The organism is Nonomuraea sp. NPDC003560 (assembly GCF_042878785.1).
Taxonomy (GTDB): Bacteria; Actinomycetota; Actinomycetes; order Streptosporangiales; family Streptosporangiaceae; genus Nonomuraea.
Genome location: NZ_JBIAOF010000024.1, coordinates 27,774 through 43,221 on the forward strand (window position 1 = coordinate 27,774; position 15,448 = coordinate 43,221).

Genomic DNA, 15,448 nt, shown 5'->3' on the forward strand with positions numbered 1-15,448 from the left:
CCGTGACGGCTCCATTCCTGATCGGGTGGACCTGTAACAGCAGGTGGCAGGAGCGGCCCATGAGGTTACAGGCGAAGACGTGGAAGCTCGTCGCCGGCACAGTGCTCGGAGCCGCGGCGGGCATTCCGCTTGGACTCCTGCTCAGCGCCTTCCTGACATGGCGTCACGTCCTGGCCGGCATCGTCCTCGGCGTCGTATGCCTGATAGCGGCGACGCTGCTCGTGCCCACGAGGCACAAGCGCGCCGCGGCCGAAGTCCTCAAGGAAGCCAAGAGATTCCCGGCCGAGACGGACGTGGAGGTTTTTCCTCTCAAAGTGGCGTCCTCATTCTGCTGACGCGGCGAACCGGAGAAAGGTGACCGCGGCCGGTCCGGGACACTTGCCGGGCGGGCGCGTCCGCGAGACGGTGGCCGGATGCGTGACATCCCCGGCCCTCCTCCCGCGGCGGACGGCGGGCTGAGCGCCGTCGCGGCCGCCGGCGGCCTGCACACCTACCAGCTGCGGCTGCACGAGCGGTACGGCCCGCTGGTGCGCTTCCAGCTCCCCGGCGCGCCGGCCGCGATCTCGGTGGCCGACCCCGTGCTGCTGGAGGCCACGGCCGCGATCGACGCACGCCCCGACGAGCTCTTCGCGTTCCTGGCGCCCCTGTGCGAGGCCGGCAACCTGCAGACGCTCCCCGCCGACGAGCACGGCCCCTTCCGCCGGGTCCTGCTCTCGGTGCTCGCCGGCCGCCGCTCGCACGAGGCGCACTTCGCCGGCTTCGTCACCCTGGCCACCGAGCTGGCCGACCGCTGGGAGCGCCGCGCCGCCGACGGCCCGGTGGCGCTCCAGCAGGACCTGAGCGAGCTGTCCCTGCGCATGATCGCCCAGTACACCCTGGGCGGCGGCCTCGCCGACCCGGCGCGGGTGGTGAGCGCGTTCGGGACCGTGCTGGCCGTCCACCTGGGCCGTCGCCACGAGCGCGACGACGACCTCGCGCGCGGCGACCGGGCGCTGGCGTACCTGCGCGAGGTCGTGGACGGGGTGCTGGCCCGCGGCGGCAGCGAACTGGTCGCCGCCCTGGCGCGGGCGGACATGTCGCCCGCCCGGATCAGGGACACCGTGCTCATGATCATGCTCGCCGCCCACCACACCACCGGCGTGGCCGTCTCATGGACCCTGCACCTGCTCGCGCGCAACCCCGGCCCGGCCGCGCGGGTGGCCGCCGAGCTGGACGACGTGCTGGGCGACCGCGCCGCCCCCGACTACGCCGACCTGCGGCGCCTGCCGTACCTGGAGATGGCGCTCAAGGAGTCGATGCGGCTCTACCCGCCCGGCCCGTACGGCGCCCGCGAGACCACCGAGGACCTCACCCTGGACGGCCACCACGTCCCGGCCGGCACCACGATCTTCTACCCCTTCTGGGCCGTGCACCTCGACCCCCGCCACTGGCCGGACCCGCACGCCTTCAGGCCCGACCGCTTCACCCCCGAGGAGCAGGCCGCCCGCCACCGCTACGCCTACCTCCCCTTCGGCCTCGGGCCGCGCGGCTGCGAGGGCGCGAGCCTGGCCATGGTCGAGGCCGAGCTGGTGCTCGCCGTGCTGCTCAGCAGGTTCGCCTTCGAGCCGGTCGAGGACCATCCGGTGACGCCCGTCGAACGTTTCGTGCTGTGGGCCGAGCACGACATCCGCATGCGCCTGACCCGCCGCCTCCCCCGCTGACGTCCCGGACGGGTGTGGCGGGGCTTGCCTGGGCGGGCCCGCTGGCATATGAGTGATGCACGCTCGTTCGGACGCCGCCGGCACACCTATGCACGGGGAGAGTCGATGAACATCCGCGGGAAGGCGACGGCCACTGTGGCGGCCGGCGTCCTGGTCACGATCACCACCCTCGCCGCGGGCGGCCCGCCCGCCTCGGCCCTGACCACGGCCGGGACCACGGCTGGGACCACGGCCGGGACCACGGCCCCGGGGGTGACGCACGAGGAGAACCCCCGCGTCCCCGCGGGCGCCGCGTGGTCGGAGGCGTACTTCCCCTCCGCCGACGGCAGCGGCGTCGAGCTGCACGCCGACGTGCTGCGCCCGGCGCACCTGCCGGCCGGCGCGCGGACGCCGGTGATCGTCTCGGTCGGCCCCTACTTCGCCCACGCCGGGCAGACCGGCCCGGAGGGATGGGACCAGGTCGGGCCGTCGGCGCGGTTCCGCGACTTCGTGGACGGCGCCGGGCTGATGGCCCGCGGCTACACCTTCGTGATGGTCGACCTGCGCGGCTTCGGCGGCAGCACCGGCTGCCTCGACTGGGTCGGGCCGGGCGAGCAGGCCGACGTGCGGGCCGCCGTCGAGTGGTCGGCGGCCCAGCCCTGGTCGACCGGCAAGGTCGGCATGTACGGCAAGTCGTACGACGCGGTCACCGGCCTGGTCGGCAACAATCTCAGGCTGCCGAGCCTGAAGGCGGTCGTCGCCCAGGAGCCGGTCTGGAACATGTACAACTACCTGTTCAGCAACAAGGTCCCGCGGCCCAACGTCACGGGCACGCCGGAGGCGTACAACTCGATCGCGACGATGGCGCCGATGGCCGGCGACAGCGACCGGTACAAGGCGAACGCCCAGTACGAGACCGCCCATCCCGCCTGCCTGTCCGACAACATCACCAACAACAACGATCCCGACCTGCGCTCGGCGTACTGGCGGGCGCGCAATCTGGCCGACCGGGCGGCCGGCACCAGCACGCCGCTGCTGGTCACCCAGGGCTTCATCGAGCCCAACACCAAGCCCGAGGACATGGAGGTCTACCTGGACAACCACCGCGGGCGCGAACGCGGCTGGCTCGGCCAGTGGGAGCACGTGCGCGGCAACGACACCGACGCCCAGGGCCGGCTGCTGCAGGGACGGGCCGGCTGGTTCGACGAGGTGATGCGGTTCTACGACCAGTACCTGCGCGGCGTGCGGCCCTCGGCGGCCGACCCGGCGTACGCGATCGAGGACAGTCTCGGCGGGTGGCGCGCCCAGCCGACCTGGCCGGTGGTCACGACGTCGTACGAGGCCCGGCTGTCGGCCGGCGCGTACCTGGACGACGGCGGCGGCGCCGCGGCGACGGCGACCACCGCCCCCTCCGGCCGCTGGGACATGGAGCACGCGCCGCCGCTCGAACCGCTCTCCACCGCCGAGAAGAGCTCGGCCAGGCAGAGCGCCGCCGCCTCGGGCAGCTTCTGGACCTGGTCCACGCCCGCCGCCGAGCGGCTCAGGCTCACCGGCACGCCGCGGATCAGGCTCGACGCGAGCACGAACGGCAACGTCATGGTCCGCCTGTGGGACGTCGCCCCCGACGGCAGGGCGACGATGTTCGACGAGAACGTGGCGCTGCTGGAGCGCCGCGGCCCGGTCGCGTTCGACCTGAAGTCGGCCGACTGGACCTTCGAGCCGGGCCACCGGCTGGGCGTGCAGATCGGCACCATCGAGTCCAACGGCTGGCTGGACGTGCCCTCGGGCAACACGATCAAGGTCTCCGGCGCGCGCCTGAGCCTGGACCTGCTGGCCACGCGGCACGACGTGCCCACCCAGGGGGACCGCTCGCCGTACCTGGACCGGTACCTCGCGGCCTACACCACCACGCTCGGCGGCGTCGGGCCCGGCACCTTCCCGCTGCGGCTGTCCCGCCGCTGACCCGCCCGGCCCCGGCCCGTCCCCGGCCCGTCGCGCGCCCGATCCGCCGGGCCTGGAGACGGGCCGGGGAACGTCAGAGCGCCTCGCCGCGGGCGCGCAGGAACCCGGCCATCGCCTCGACGCCGAGGGCGATCGCCCGCTCGTCCGGCACGAAGTCCGGGTCGTGCGGCACGCCCTGCTCGCCCACGCCGAAGAAGAACATCGCCCCCGGCGCCCGCTCCAGGAACAGCCCGAAATCCTCCCCGTTGAACGGATAGGACGCGTGCAGCAGCAGGGCGTCCAGGTGCCGCGCGCCGGCCCTGGCGTGCTCCGGAGAGTTGACCGACGACGGGTGATGGTCGAGGAACCGCAGGCGGGACCCGGCCTCGGCGCGCAGCAACGCGCGGATGTCGTCGTACCGGCTGTCCGGCCAGGCCCGGACCCACCCCTGCACGGCGTCGTGCTCGCGGTGGACCTGGGCGTACACGAAGGTCGCCAGGGGGCCGTCCGGGGTCCGCAGGTCGGTCTCCAGCTGTGCCATCTCCTCCGGGGTGGCCGGCGGCGTCACCGTCGACAGGCCCGCGACCAGCGCCTCGAACCGCCGGGCCGCCGCCGGCGACAGGCCCTCGATGCGGAAGACGTCCTGGCCGGGGTGCCCGAAGCCCGGGGCCACCGCGAACGTTCCGGTGGGCAGGGGCGCGCAGTGCAGGGCGTACACCTCGCGCGGCGGGACCGGATCCATGGCCCCGTCGGCGATCATGGCGCGGGCGCCCACGCAGGTCTCCTCGGCGGGCTGGAAGAAGAAGACCGCCCGGCCCCGGGGCCGCTCGCGGGCCAGGGCCCGCGCGACGCCCACGCCGATCGCGGTGTGCACGTCGTGCCCGCACAGGTGCTCCGCGCCGCCGGGCACGGCGACCGCGTCCAGGTCGGCCCGGTAGCCGATCGCGGGGCCGTCGCCGGCGTCCAGGACCGCGACCACGCCGTGGCCGCCGACGCCGGTCCGGACCTCCAGGCCCGCCTCCCGCAGCGCCGCCGCCACCAGGGCCGCGGTGCGCCGCTCCTGGCCGGCCGGTTCGGGGTGGCGGTGGATCTCGCGTCGTAACTCGATCAGATCGTCGTCGCTCATGGCCGAATGCTGGCACATCGTCCTGGACTCGAACTGATGGAATGGGTGGGTTTGGGGTGACGCCGGTGTCAAGGTTGCATACTTCCCCGCATGATCTTCACGCAGGCAGAGCTCGACTACCTGGCCGGACAGCACCTCGGCCGGCTGGCCACCGTCTCCCCCTCCGGAGACGTGCAGAACAACCCCGTCGGCTTCTTCGTGGACGCCGCCACGGGCACGATCACCATCGGCGGGCACGCGATGGGCGCCTCCAAGAAGTTCCGGAACGTCCAGCGGGGCAGCACCGCCGCCCTCGTCGTGGACGACCTGGCCTCGGTCGACCCGTGGGTGGTGCGCGGCATCGAGATCCGGGGCACGGCGGTGGCCCTGGCCGACCACGAGCCGCCGGTGCCGTACTTCTCGCGGGAGGTCATCGTGATCACGCCCGTCAGGATCGTGTCGTGGGGGATCGACGGCGGGCGGTCGTCCAGGACCGTCTGAGGGCGCGGGCCGGCGCGGTCGCTAGCGCGGCGGGCGCCAGCCGTGCGCGAGGAGGTCGAAGACCTGCTCGACGGCCCCGCGAAGATCCGGCCGCCCCCGCGTGAGCGCCGGGATGTCCAGGACGAACCGGGCGAGCGCGTGGCAGGCGACGTCATCCGGGGCCACGCCCGCGTCCTCGGCGATGGCCGTGCCGAGGGCGGCGGCGTGCCTGGTCCACATCCGTTCGTAGTACTCCAGCAGCGCCGGCGTGGACTCCACCAGCTCGGTGAACCCGGCCCGCAGCGGATGGGCCGCGACCTGCGGCCAGGACGCCAGCACGTGCCCGCGCAGCGCCTCGACGACGCTCTGCCCCTCCGGACGCCCGCGCACCGCCGCGACCAGCTCCGCCTCCCGGTCGGCCTCCTCGTCGAAGACCAGCGCCTCCTTGCCGGGGAAGTGCTTGAACAGCGTGGTGGTGGACACGTCGGCCGCCTCGGCGACGTCCCTGACGCTCACCCGGTCGTAGCCGTGCTCCAGGAACAGGCGCAGGGCGGCGTCGGCGATGGCTCGGCGGGTGGCGGCCTTCTTGCGTTCGCGGCGGCCGGCGACGGGTGGCGTGTCCATGCCGCCCACCCTACCAAAAGGTGGCATGAGTAAATTAGTTGACCGGTTGCACATTTGTACTCGTTCTGCTTCTCTGGAGCGGCGGCGCTCGCCGTACCCACCCCTGATCACGAACGAGAGGTCCAGTCATGCGCTCACCCGCACCCGCCACCGCGCGCATCCACGTCGTCGGGGCGGGCCCCGGCGGACTCACCTGCGCCCGGGTCCTGCAACGGCACGGCATCCCCGTGACCGTCCACGACCGCGACGCCCACCCGCGGGCCCGCGACCAGGGCGGCACCCTCGACCTGCACGCCGATGACGGCCAGGTCGCCCTGCACGAGGCCGGCCTGCTCGACGACTTCCTCCGGCTGGCCCGCCCGGAAGGGCAGGAGATGCGGCTGCTCGACCCGTCCGGACGGCTGCTCGACCACCACGTCCCGGCCGCGGGCGAGCTCTTCAAACCCGAGATCGACCGCGGTGTGCTGCGCGACCTGCTGCTCGGCTCGCTGGAGCCCGGGACCGTGCGGTGGGGCGCCGCCGTCGAGCAGGTCACCGGCCCGCCCGGCGGCCCGCGCCGGGTGCACTTCCGCGACGGCACGTCCGTCGAGGCGGACCTGGTCATCGGGGCCGACGGCGCGTTCTCCCGGGTGCGCCCCGCGGTCTCGGCCGCGGCGCCGCGCTACACCGGGGTCACCTTCCTGGAGGCGTGGTTCCACGACGTCGAGAACGCCCACCCCGCCCTCGCCGCGCTCGTCGGACAGGGCGGCGCCACCGCGGCCGACGGCGACCGGGCCCTGTTCGCCCAGCGCAACGGCGGCGACCACATCCGCGTCTACGTCATCCAGCGCCTGCCCGCCGGGTGGATCGCCGCGAGCGGCCTGAGCGCCGGCGACACCGCCGGGATCCGCGCCCGGCTGCTCGACGCGTTCTCTGGCTGGTCGCCGGACCTGCTCGGGATGATCACCCGCAACGACGGGCCGTACGTCGATCGCCCGCTGTTCGCGCTGCCCGTGCCGCACGTGTGGGCGCGGTCGTCCAGCGTGACCCTGCTCGGCGACGCCGCCCACCTCATGCCGCCGCTCGGCGTGGGCGCCAACCTGGCCATGCTCGACGCCTGCGAGCTCGCCCTCGCGCTGGCCGGCTGCGCCACGGTGGCCGAGGCCGTGGCCACGTACGAGAGCACGATGCTCCCGCGCGCGGCGGACGCGGCCCGCGCCCTTGAGCACGGCGCCGAGGCCCTGCTCGAACGGCACGAGAGCGGCGAGCTCGCCGCCTTCGCCCCGCCCCACCGCTGACCCGGCCCCGGCCCCGGCCCTGCCCTGCCCCTGGGGGCCTAACGCGTGGCCGCGGTCACGAACAGCGGCAGGGCGAGGAACAGCCGCCCGGCCCGCGCCCGTTCCCGCTGCTCGGCGAGCCAGCCCTCGGCCTCCGCCGCACTCACCGCCCCGGCCGAGCGCGCCATCCCCGCCAGGTCGGCCAGCACGGCCACCAGCGTCGCGTCGGTCACGACGCTGGTGTGCACCTCGACGGTGACGTCGGTGAAGCCGGCGTCCAGCAGCAGGTTGCGGGTGCCGCGGACGACGCGGGGCGATGTGACGAGGTCGGCGCGGGCGTGCACGATCCGGCGGGTGAGCGCGGCGTCGCCGGAGTCGATGACGATGGTGTCCCAGTCCTGACCGAGCAGCACGATCCGCCCGCCGGGCGCGAGCACCCGCCGCGCCTCGGCCACGGCGCGGGCCGGGTCGTCCAGGACGTGGTACACCTTCTCGGCGCGATAGCCGTGCAACTCGCCGTCGGCGAACGGCAGCGCGTACGCCTCCGCCACCCGGAACTCGGCGGCGGGCCACCGCCCGGCCGCCACGTCGATCATCCGCTCGTCGGGGTCGACGCCGATCGCCCGCGCGCCAAGCCCGGCCAGCTCCGCCGCCGCGCGGCCGGATCCGCAGCCGACGTCGGCCACCGCCGCCCGCGGCGCGAGGCCGAGCAACTCGTAGGAACGCGCCCGCAGCTCGGCCGCCCCGGGCAGGTGGTCCGCGAGGTCGAGCAGGGCGATGAGCGCGTCGGTCTCCTGGCCGGTACGGCCTGTCGTCTGGTTCTTGGTCATGTGCGGGATCCTGCGGCTTCAAGTGCGCTTGAAGTCAAGCCGCTTCCTGGGATCGGCGGTCCTGGGAAGAGCGGTCCGTTTCGGCGCCGGCGCGGGAGCGGCAGGGTGGGCTGCGGCCGCGCGAAGGGCCGGTCCGGACGAGGAGGGTGATCACGCGATGAAGGCTGTGCGGTTCCACGAGTACGGCGGGATCGACGTCCTGCGGGTGGAGGAGGTCGAGCGTCCGGCGCCGGGGCCCGGTCAGGTGCTGGTCGAGGTGCGGGCGGCCGGGATCCAGCCCGGCGAGACGATGATCCGCCAGGGGGCGCGGCACGGGCGCTGGCCGGCGACGTTCCCGTCCGGGCAGGGCAGCGATCTGGCCGGCGTGGTGGTGGCGGCCGGTCCGGAGGTGCGCGGGTTCGCGGTGGGCGACGAGGTGCTCGGCTTCACCCATCGCAGGGCGAGCCACGCGGAGTTCGTCGTGGCCGACGACGTGGCGCTGACCCTGCGGCCCGCGGGGCTGCCCTGGGAGGTGGCCGGGTCGTTGTACGTGGCCGGCACGACGGCGTACGCCACGGTGTTCGCGGTCGATCCGGGGCCGGGGGAGACGGTGGTGGTGTCCGGAGCGGCGGGCGGCGTCGGGTCCATCGCCGTGCAGCTCGCGCGGCGGCGGGGGGCGACGGTGGTCGGGCTGGCGAGCGAGGCCAACCACGCCTGGCTGCGGGGGCACGGCGTGGTGCCGGTCGCGTACGGGGAGGGCGTGGCCGAGCGGATCCGGTCGGCCACCGGCGGGAAGGTGGACGCGTTCATCGACACCTACGGGGACGGCTACGTCGATCTGGCGGTCGAGCTGGGCGTGCGGCCCGACCGGATCGACACGATCTGCGACTGGGCGGGCGCGGCCAGGGTCGGCGCGCGGACGTACGGGGAAGGGGCGGCCGCCTGCGCGGTCGTGGTCGGGGAGCTGGCCCGGCTCGCCGCGCGGGGCGAGCTGGAGGTGCCGATCGCCCGCGTGTACCCGCTGGAGCGGGTCCGGGACGCCTTCGGCGAGCTGGAACGTCGGCACACCCACGGCAAGATCGTGCTCACGCCGTAACGACGGCCTACGGACGGCGTTGCGCCCGACGCGGAACAGGGCGCGCGGTCCGGCCGGGTCGCTCTGACGCGGAACAGGGCGCGCGGGTACGGACGGGTGGCGCCCGACGTGGAACAGCGCGTGCGGCTAGGGACGGGTGGCGCGGATGTGGAACAGCGCGTGCGGCAGGTCGCCTTCGGCCTCCACCCGGAACCCCGCGCCCGGGATCAGCGTGCCGAGCAGGGCGCGCAGGTCGTGGCGCATCGCGGGACCGGCCAGCGCGCCGACGACGCGGCGGGCCAGCGGGCCGGTCGGCGGCCGGAACTCGGCCACGAGCAGCCGCCCGCCCGGACGCAGCACGCGGAACATCTGGCGCAGCGCCTCCGGCCTGGCCGCCACGGGCATGTGGTGCACCGCGAAGCTGGAGACGACCAGGTCGAACGAGCCGTCCGGGAACGGCAGGTCCTGGCCCTCGCCGACCACGTAGTCGCAGTTGGCGGGGGCGCGCCGGGCGGCGTACCCGATCATCTCGGGGGACGGGTCGAGGCCGGTCACCCGGCCGCTCGGGGTGACCACGGGGGCGATGATCCGGGTGAGGTAGCCGGTGCCGCAGCCGACGTCGAGCACGCGGTCACCGGCGCGCGGCCCGGCGGCGGCGGCCAGGCGGGTGAACGCGGCCCGGCGCCCGCCGAGGAACGCGACCGCGCTGAGCAGCTCGTACCGGCGCGGGTAGTCGATGGTGCCGCCGGACTCGGCGTGCTCTTCGTGGTGGTGCAGAAGCCTTCCCAGCATGGCGGTTCCTCCGGTCAGTTGCCGAACAACCTGTTCGGTAATGAATGATGTGTTCATACGGGACGCGGGTCAACGAGCAGATCGGCCGTGGCGTCCGGTAGCGCACAGGGAGGGGGAAGGTGTCCGGAGACCGGCGGGTGCGGCGCACGCGGCGACAGGTCCGGGAGGCGCTGGTGTCGCTGATCCTGGAGAAGGGCTATGAGGCGGTGACCGTCACCGACATCATCGAGCGGGCCGACGTCGGCCGCTCCACCTTCTACGCCCACTTCTCCGGCAAGCAGGAGGTGCTGCTCAGCAACCTGGCCGAGCTGGCGTTCCTGCGGCGTCCGCCGGGCGGCGGCGCGCCGGGGGAGTTGTTCGCGTTCAGCCTGCCGATGTTCGAGCACGTCCGCGAGCAGGAACGGCTGGTGCGCGCGCTGCTCGGACGGCGCGGCGGCGGGCCGGTGTACGCCCGGGGCGAGCAGGTGGTCGCCGACCTGGTCAGGGCCGACCTGCTGACGGCGGGCGCGCGGGAGCAGGCCGGGCTCGACCTGCTGGTGGTGTGCGTGGTGGGGGCGTTCATGGGGCTGATGCGGGCCTGGCTGGACGGCGCGACCGCCGCCTCGCCCGCCGAGCTCGACGCCGCCTTCCGCGCGGCGGTGACCCCGGGCGTCCGGGCCGTCCTGGGCCCGTCCGCGGGGTGCGGCACGTAGTCTACGGTGGGAACGTTTGTGATCTACGGCCAGGAGACCGGACATGGCAGGTGACGACGACATCTCCGGGTGACACCGGAGGGTGATCGGCCCCGGCGTGCGCGCGTGAGCGCCGCCGACGTGGGCCTTTTCGTCGTTCCCCGAAACCCTGTCCCCTTCACCGGGCGGCTTCGGCGCGCCCGCGTCCTCCTCCGAGGTTCACATGCTCTCCAACCCCTGCACGCCCACCGGCGACGTCCTGCTGGCCCACGATCTCGTCCGGACGCTGGGCACGCGGCGCGTGCTCGACGGCCTCTCGCTCACCGCCGCCCCCGGCCGCCGGATCGGGCTCATCGGCGAGAACGGCGCGGGCAAGTCCACGCTGCTGCGCCTGCTGGCCGGCGTGGACGAGCCCGACTCCGGGACCGTCGTCCGCCCCGCCGACCTGGGCTTCCTGCACCAGGAGTTGCCGTTCGCGGCTGAGGACACGCTCGCCGACGTGCTCGACGACGCCCTGCGCGAGGCGCGCACGGACCTGGCCGAGCTCGACCGGCTCACCCGCGAGCTGGCCGGGTCGCCGGAGGACGCCGCGCTGCTCGAAGCGTACGGGGCCCGGCTCGACCAGGCGCAGCAGCACGAGTCCTGGGACGCCGACCGGCGGGCGGAGATCGTCCTCGACCGGCTGGGCCTGGGCGGCGTGCCGGGGACGCGGGCGCTCGGCTCGTTGTCCGGCGGGCAGCGCGGCCGGCTCGCCCTGGCGGCGCTGCTGATCAGGCGGCCCGCCGCGCTCCTGCTCGACGAGCCCACCAACCACCTCGACGACGACGCCGCCGTCTTCGTGGAGGAGGAATTGCGCGGCATGACCGGCGTGGTCGTCGTGGCCAGCCACGACCGGGCCTTCCTCGACGCGGTCTGCACGGACCTGCTCGACCTCGACCCCGCCGTGGACGGCCCCGTCCGGTACGGCGGCGGCTACAGCGCGTACCTGACCGGGAAACGCGCCGAGCGCGAACGCTGGGAGCGGCGACACGCGGCCGAGCAGGAGGAACTGGACGAGCTGCGCCGCGCCGTCGCGGTGACCGCGCGGCGGGTGGCGCAGGACGGGTTGCGCCGCGACAACGAGAAGATGGGCTACGGCCACCGCGCCGGGCGGGTGCAGCAGCAGATCTCCCGGCGGGTGCGCGAGGCCGCGCGCCGGCTCGCCGAGCTGGAACGCGACCAGGTCCCCGCCCCGCCGCCCCCACTGCGCCTGCGCCCCCGCCTCACCGCCCCCCTCCCTCCCCCCGAAGGCCCGGAGGGGGACCGTGGCGGCGCGGCGGGCCGGGGTGGGGGGTCGTTGGTGTCGGCGCGGGACGTCCGGGTGGCGGGGCGGCTCGCGCTCGACCGGCTCGACCTGCGGGAAGGGGACCGCCTGCTGGTCACCGGCCGGAACGGCGCGGGCAAGTCCACCCTCCTCGCGGTCCTGTCCGGCGACCTGGAGCCGGCCGGGCAGGTACGGCGGCGGCCGGGGCTGACCGTCGGCCTGCTGCCCCAGGACACGACGTTCGAGCACCCCGGCCGCACGGTGCGGGAGACCTACGAGCAGGCCCTCGGGCCGGAGCGCGCCGAGGCCGTGCCGCTGCGCTCGCTCGGCCTGATCCGCGCCCGCGACGCGAACCTGCGCGTGGGGGAGCTGTCCGTCGGCCAGCGCCGCCGCCTCGCGCTGGCGCTGCTGATCGCCGACCCTCCCGACGTGCTGCTGCTCGACGAGCCCACCAACCACCTGTCGCCGGGCCTGGCCGACGAGCTGGAGGCCGCCCTGGCCGCGGACGGCCCCGGCGCGGTCGTGGTGGCCGGCCACGACCGCTGGCTGCGCGCCCGCTGGCGGGGCCGCCGTCTGCACCTGCCCGGCGAGGGCGTGACGCACGGCCCGGAGGACCTGGGACAGGGCTGACGCACGTTCCGTAGGACCTGGGGGAGGGCTGGCGTACGTCCCGTAGTACCTGGGAGCTACGCGGGAAGTGAGCTCCGCAGCGGGAGGCGCGCGGCCGGGGGCGATCCGTAGCGTCGGGGGAACCGTCCCCCCCGTCGGAAGGGTTCCCATGGGCAACCGCGGCCGCCGCCTCCTGCTCGCCACGCTCGTCGCCGCCTCGGTGGCGGGCCCGGCGGCGTGCGTGTCGGGGGAGGTGCCGGCGCCCGTCCCCGGCGTCGCGCCGCCGCCGTCCGGGCTCGCCGGGCGGTACGCCGCCGGGCGCGCGGCGATCCTGGCGGCCGGGCGCGACGCCGTCCGGCACGGCCACCGGCGCCGGGCCGCCGCCCTGCGCGAGATGGCCGACCCCGCCCGCCGGTTCCTGTCCTTCGACGGCCGCGACGCCGGCCGGGCGGTCGAGGTGTTCGGCGACCTGGCCACCGCCGCCCGGATCGCCGTGCTGGTCCCGGGCGCGGGCATCACCCTCGACAAGTACGGCCTGCTGCGCGGCGGCTCGATGCGCCTGAGCGCCGCGCTGGGCGACCGGTCGGCCGTGATCGCCTGGCTCGGGTACGCCACCCCGAGCAGCGTGAGCCTCCAGGCGCTGACCCTCGACCGCGCCGACCGGGCCGCCCCCGCCCTGCGCGCCTTCCTGGACGAGCTGCGCGCCCTCCGCCCCGGCGCGCGCGTCTCGCTGCTGTGCCACTCCTACGGCTCGGCGGTGTGCGGCCGGGCCGCGCCGGGGCTGGACGTGGCCGCCCTCGTCCTGTTCGGCAGCCCCGGGGCGGGCGTGGCCGACGCCGCGGCGCTGCGCACCCGGACGCCGGTGTGGGCCGCGCGCACGGCCGGGGACTGGGTCGGCCGGCTGCCGCACGTGTCCGTCGAGCTGCTGTCCGGCACCCTGGGGCTGGGCGCGGATCCGGTCGCGCCCGGGTTCGGGGCGCGGGTGTTCGACGCGGGCGGCGGCGGTCACAGCGACTACCTGGCGGCCGGATCGACGGCGCTGGCGAACCTCGCGCGGATCGTGACCGGCTCACCCGTAAGCTGGACCAAGGGTGCAAGCCATGACAGAACGAACATGGGCGAGGGCGGATGAGCAGGCTGCGCAAGGCCCTCGCCACGCTGGGCGCGGACCTGGGGACCATGGCCCCCGACCCCCTGCCGCGGATGGGCGGCCCGCGCGCCCTGTCCCGGCTCCCGCACGTCGCCGTCGCCCTGTACGCGCTGGCCATGGGCCTGTACCCGGGCGGGGAGGGCATCGACCCGACCGTCCCGCTGCTGGCCATGGCCATGGCGGCGGCCATGGTGCTGGCGATGTGGCGCCCGCTGGCCGCCTGGTGGGCGACGATCGTCCTCATGGTCGCCGGGGCGCGGTCGGGCATGGTGTACGTGTCGGAGCACCTGAGCCTGCCCTGGACGGTGCATCCCGAGACGTTCGAGCGGCGGCCCTTCCCGCACGTCGCCCCGACCGCCTTCCCGTGGACGGGCTCGGGCGTCGCCCTGCAGGCCGGCGTGCTGTTCCTGCTGGCACTGCGGGTACGCCCGGGTGTCGCCGTCAAGGCGCTGGCGATCACCACGCTGACCGTGGTGGCGATCGTGGTGCTCATGCCGGAGGCCAACGGGGGCGGGCTGGGCGCCACCGCCCTGCTGGCCGACGCGGTCGCGGTCGCCGTCGGGGCCGGGGTGCGCCAGCTGAGGACGACCCGTACCCGGCTGGAGGCCCAGGAGGAGCTGACGGCCGAGGAACGGGCCCGCCGCACGCTGCTGGAGGAGCGCAGCAGGATCGCCCGCGAGCTGCACGACGTCGTCGCCCACCACATGTCGGTGATCTCCATCCAGGCCCAGGTCGCGCCGCACCTGGTGGACGACCCGCCGCAGGAGCTGAGGGAGAACCTGGCCGGCATCCGGGAGAACGCCGTCGAGGCGCTGACCGAGCTGCGCCGGGTCCTGGGCGTGCTGCGCGCGCAGGACCAGCCGGCCGACGCGCCGCAGCCCACGCTCGACCGGCTGGAGGAGCTGCTGGCCAACGTGCGCGGCGCGGGCGTCACGCTCACCGCCGAGATCGCCGGGCAGGCGCGCCCGCTGTCGCCGGGGGTGGAGCTGTCGGCGTACCGGATCGTGCAGGAGGCGCTCAGCAACGCCATGCGGCACGCCCCCGGCGCGGCGGTGGCGGTCCGGCTGACGTACCGGCCCGGCGCCCTGGCGATCCGGGTCGTCAACGAGCCGCCCGCCAGGCCGGCGCGGCCCTCGCCGGGCGCCGGGCACGGGCTGCTCGGCATGCGCGAGCGCGCCGCCATGCTGGGCGGCGACCTCGTCGCCGGGCCCACGCCGGACGGCGGCTACGAGGTCAGCGTGTTCCTGCCGGTCGACTCGCAGAAAGGCGTCCAGGCCACCTCATGACGAGCATCCGCGTGCTCATCGCCGACGACCAGGTCATGGTCCGCCAGGGCTTCACCGTGCTGCTCAACGCCGAGCCCGGCATCGAGGTCGTGGGCCAGGCGGTCAACGGGCTCGACGCCGTCGCCAAGGTCGCCGAGCTGGACCCCGACGTCGTCCTCATGGACGTGCGCATGCCCGAGCTCGGCGGCATCGAGGCCACTCGCCGGATCGCCGCCCGTCCGGACGCGTCGGCGAAGGTGCTCGTGCTGACCACGTTCGACCTCGACGACTACGTCTACGAGGCGTTGCGCGCCGGGGCGTCCGGCTTCCTGCTCAAGGACGCCTCGGCGGCCGAGCTGGCCCACGCGGTGCGGGTGGTGGCCACCGGCGACGCGCTGCTGGCCCCGAACGTCACCAAACGCCTGATCGCCGAGTTCGCCCGGGTGAGCCGCGCGCCGCGGGCGCCGCTCAAGGAGCGCGTGGGCGACCTGACCGAGCGCGAGACCGAGGTGCTGGCGCTGATCGCGCAGGGCCTGTCGAACGCCGAGATCGCCGAGCGCCTGGTGATCGCCGAGCAGACGGTCAAGACCCACGTGAGCCGGATCCTGGTCAAGCTCGGGCTGCGCGACCGCACCCAGGCGGCGGTCTTCGCGTACGAGACGGGGCTGGTCCGTCCCTCGGGCTACTGA

Annotated in this window: 15 protein-coding genes; 11 read left to right on the plus strand and 4 right to left on the minus strand. The window is 75.1% G+C overall.

What is annotated here, in order from left to right:
* The first annotated feature begins 59 nt into the window (after nucleotides 1-59).
* The 3 genes from ACFYUV_RS50235 to ACFYUV_RS50245 all read left to right on the plus strand — a co-directional run bounded on the left by ACFYUV_RS50235 (nucleotide 60) and on the right by ACFYUV_RS50245 (nucleotide 3,641).
* A complete protein-coding gene (locus ACFYUV_RS50235; RefSeq protein WP_387683037.1) occupies nucleotides 60-335 on the plus strand; it encodes a hypothetical protein in 276 nt (91 codons plus the stop codon).
* Nucleotides 336-413: 78 nt separating this feature from the next.
* Complete coding sequence (locus ACFYUV_RS50240) at nucleotides 414-1,700, plus strand: cytochrome P450 (protein ID WP_387683039.1); 1,287 nt, start codon at nucleotides 414-416, stop codon at nucleotides 1,698-1,700.
* 105 nt (nucleotides 1,701-1,805) lie between these two features.
* Complete coding sequence (locus tag ACFYUV_RS50245) at nucleotides 1,806-3,641, plus strand: CocE/NonD family hydrolase (RefSeq protein ID WP_387683041.1); 1,836 nt, start codon at nucleotides 1,806-1,808, stop codon at nucleotides 3,639-3,641.
* 73 nt (nucleotides 3,642-3,714) lie between these two features.
* Here ACFYUV_RS50245 and ACFYUV_RS50250 read toward each other — a convergent pair whose 3' ends face one another.
* Entirely contained in the window at nucleotides 3,715-4,746 is a 1,032-nt protein-coding gene (locus ACFYUV_RS50250; RefSeq protein ID WP_387683043.1) for a M20 family metallopeptidase, read from the minus strand.
* Between the two features lie 90 nt (nucleotides 4,747-4,836).
* Between ACFYUV_RS50250 and ACFYUV_RS50255 the strand changes: the two genes are divergently transcribed.
* Nucleotides 4,837-5,226: a PPOX class F420-dependent oxidoreductase gene (locus ACFYUV_RS50255; protein WP_352326421.1), complete on the plus strand. Its 390-nt coding sequence runs from the start codon at nucleotides 4,837-4,839 to the stop codon at nucleotides 5,224-5,226.
* A 21-nt stretch (nucleotides 5,227-5,247) separates the two neighbouring features.
* On the opposite strand, the gene ACFYUV_RS50260 is transcribed toward ACFYUV_RS50255, so the two are convergent.
* Nucleotides 5,248-5,829, minus strand: coding sequence for a TetR/AcrR family transcriptional regulator (locus ACFYUV_RS50260; RefSeq protein WP_387683044.1), 582 nt, complete (start codon nucleotides 5,827-5,829; stop codon nucleotides 5,248-5,250).
* 128 nt (nucleotides 5,830-5,957) lie between these two features.
* Between ACFYUV_RS50260 and ACFYUV_RS50265 the strand changes: the two genes are divergently transcribed.
* Nucleotides 5,958-7,106, plus strand: a complete 1,149-nt coding sequence (locus ACFYUV_RS50265) for an FAD-dependent oxidoreductase (protein WP_387683046.1) — start codon at nucleotides 5,958-5,960, stop codon at nucleotides 7,104-7,106.
* Between the two features lie 38 nt (nucleotides 7,107-7,144).
* On the opposite strand, the gene ACFYUV_RS50270 is transcribed toward ACFYUV_RS50265, so the two are convergent.
* Complete coding sequence (locus ACFYUV_RS50270; RefSeq protein WP_387683047.1) at nucleotides 7,145-7,915, minus strand: methyltransferase domain-containing protein; 771 nt, start codon at nucleotides 7,913-7,915, stop codon at nucleotides 7,145-7,147.
* Between the two features lie 157 nt (nucleotides 7,916-8,072).
* Here ACFYUV_RS50270 and ACFYUV_RS50275 point away from each other — a divergent pair, with 157 nt between their 5' ends.
* Nucleotides 8,073-8,990: an NADP-dependent oxidoreductase gene (locus ACFYUV_RS50275; RefSeq protein ID WP_387683049.1), complete on the plus strand. Its 918-nt coding sequence runs from the start codon at nucleotides 8,073-8,075 to the stop codon at nucleotides 8,988-8,990.
* 126 nt (nucleotides 8,991-9,116) lie between these two features.
* On the opposite strand, the gene ACFYUV_RS50280 is transcribed toward ACFYUV_RS50275, so the two are convergent.
* Complete coding sequence (locus tag ACFYUV_RS50280; RefSeq protein ID WP_387683050.1) at nucleotides 9,117-9,761, minus strand: class I SAM-dependent methyltransferase; 645 nt, start codon at nucleotides 9,759-9,761, stop codon at nucleotides 9,117-9,119.
* A gap of 119 nt (nucleotides 9,762-9,880) precedes the next feature.
* On the opposite strand from ACFYUV_RS50280, the gene ACFYUV_RS50285 reads away from it, so the two are divergent.
* From ACFYUV_RS50285 to ACFYUV_RS50305, 5 genes are all read left to right on the plus strand, one after another.
* On the plus strand, nucleotides 9,881-10,453 hold the full coding sequence (locus ACFYUV_RS50285; RefSeq protein WP_387683052.1) for a TetR/AcrR family transcriptional regulator: 573 nt from the start codon (nucleotides 9,881-9,883) through the stop codon (nucleotides 10,451-10,453).
* Between the two features lie 202 nt (nucleotides 10,454-10,655).
* Nucleotides 10,656-12,365 (plus strand): ABC-F family ATP-binding cassette domain-containing protein, encoded by a 1,710-nt coding sequence (locus ACFYUV_RS50290; RefSeq protein WP_387683054.1) that lies wholly within the window; start codon nucleotides 10,656-10,658, stop codon nucleotides 12,363-12,365.
* A gap of 148 nt (nucleotides 12,366-12,513) precedes the next feature.
* Nucleotides 12,514-13,476, plus strand: a complete 963-nt coding sequence (locus tag ACFYUV_RS50295; protein ID WP_387683056.1) for an alpha/beta hydrolase — start codon at nucleotides 12,514-12,516, stop codon at nucleotides 13,474-13,476.
* A complete protein-coding gene (locus ACFYUV_RS50300) occupies nucleotides 13,473-14,780 on the plus strand; it encodes a sensor histidine kinase (RefSeq protein WP_387683058.1) in 1,308 nt (435 codons plus the stop codon). Before ACFYUV_RS50295 ends, ACFYUV_RS50300 begins: the two co-directional genes overlap by 4 nt.
* The gene (locus ACFYUV_RS50305; RefSeq protein WP_358297365.1) at nucleotides 14,777-15,448 is read left to right on the plus strand and encodes a response regulator transcription factor; all 672 of its coding nucleotides are present in this window, start codon (nucleotides 14,777-14,779) and stop codon (nucleotides 15,446-15,448) included. The genes ACFYUV_RS50300 and ACFYUV_RS50305 overlap by 4 nt, the downstream gene beginning before the upstream one ends.

Bases quoted from the DNA above. Each gene is read 5' to 3' on its own strand.
- ACFYUV_RS50255 (WP_352326421.1), top strand. From the start codon at position 4,837: ATGATCTTCACGCAGGCAGAGCTCGACTACCTGGCCGGACAGCACCTC.
- ACFYUV_RS50300 (WP_387683058.1), top strand. From the start codon at position 13,473: ATGAGCAGGCTGCGCAAGGCCCTCGCCACGCTGGGCGCGGACCTGGGG.
- ACFYUV_RS50250 (WP_387683043.1), bottom strand. From the start codon at position 4,746: ATGAGCGACGACGATCTGATCGAGTTACGACGCGAGATCCACCGCCAC.
- ACFYUV_RS50280 (WP_387683050.1), bottom strand. From the start codon at position 9,761: ATGCTGGGAAGGCTTCTGCACCACCACGAAGAGCACGCCGAGTCCGGC.
- ACFYUV_RS50290 (WP_387683054.1), top strand. From the start codon at position 10,656: ATGCTCTCCAACCCCTGCACGCCCACCGGCGACGTCCTGCTGGCCCAC.
- ACFYUV_RS50235 (WP_387683037.1), top strand. From the start codon at position 60: ATGAGGTTACAGGCGAAGACGTGGAAGCTCGTCGCCGGCACAGTGCTC.
- ACFYUV_RS50275 (WP_387683049.1), top strand. From the start codon at position 8,073: ATGAAGGCTGTGCGGTTCCACGAGTACGGCGGGATCGACGTCCTGCGG.
- ACFYUV_RS50240 (WP_387683039.1), top strand. From the start codon at position 414: ATGCGTGACATCCCCGGCCCTCCTCCCGCGGCGGACGGCGGGCTGAGC.
- ACFYUV_RS50245 (WP_387683041.1), top strand. From the start codon at position 1,806: ATGAACATCCGCGGGAAGGCGACGGCCACTGTGGCGGCCGGCGTCCTG.
- ACFYUV_RS50270 (WP_387683047.1), bottom strand. From the start codon at position 7,915: ATGACCAAGAACCAGACGACAGGCCGTACCGGCCAGGAGACCGACGCG.
- ACFYUV_RS50265 (WP_387683046.1), top strand. From the start codon at position 5,958: ATGCGCTCACCCGCACCCGCCACCGCGCGCATCCACGTCGTCGGGGCG.
- ACFYUV_RS50305 (WP_358297365.1), top strand. From the start codon at position 14,777: ATGACGAGCATCCGCGTGCTCATCGCCGACGACCAGGTCATGGTCCGC.
- ACFYUV_RS50260 (WP_387683044.1), bottom strand. From the start codon at position 5,829: ATGGACACGCCACCCGTCGCCGGCCGCCGCGAACGCAAGAAGGCCGCC.
- ACFYUV_RS50295 (WP_387683056.1), top strand. From the start codon at position 12,514: ATGGGCAACCGCGGCCGCCGCCTCCTGCTCGCCACGCTCGTCGCCGCC.